We start from the raw sequence: 504 nt of genomic DNA, 5'->3' as shown, positions 1-504 counted from the left end.
TTAACTGACAGGCATTACCCCCATGGGCGTTTTTTTTATTTGCGCGCCAGCAGGGTGGCCCGGCGTGGTGCGGGCAGGCCTTCGATGGTCTTGCTGTGGTCGTTCGGGTCGAGGAAGTCAGCCAAGGACTGGTAACGCATCCAGTCGGTGCTGCGCTGCTCTTCAATGCTGGTCACACTCACGTCGACGCAGCGTACGTCGCTGAAGCCGGCACGGCGCAACCAGCGCGCCAACGCCGGTACCGAAGGCAGGTACCAGACATTGCGCATCTGTGCGTAGCGGTCTTCGGGCACCAGCACCTGGTTTTCATCACCCTCGACCACCAGGGTTTCCAGTACCAGCTCCCCCCCTTTGACCAGGCAGTCCTTCAGCGCCAGCAGGTGCTCGATGGGCGAGCGGCGGTGGTAGAACACGCCCATGGAAAACACCGTATCGAACCCTTCCAGGTTGGCCGGCAGTTCTTCGAGCGCGAAAGGCAGGTGCCAGGCGGGCAGTTCCGGCAGG

The 504-nt window shown here is 62.3% G+C and carries 1 protein-coding gene; it reads right to left on the bottom strand.

Annotated features, from left to right (window positions below; all coding sequences use genetic code 11):
• Positions 1–35: 35 nt before the first annotated feature.
• On the bottom strand, positions 36–504 hold a 469-nt coding region (gene cmoB / locus G1E_RS29315), incomplete at its 5' end, for a tRNA 5-methoxyuridine(34)/uridine 5-oxyacetic acid(34) synthase CmoB (RefSeq protein ID WP_047149749.1).

Source organism: Pseudomonas sp. TJI-51 (assembly GCF_000190455.2).
GTDB lineage: Bacteria > Pseudomonadota > Gammaproteobacteria > Pseudomonadales > Pseudomonadaceae > Aquipseudomonas > Aquipseudomonas juntendi.
This window is presented reverse-complemented; position numbering and strand designations above follow the sequence as displayed.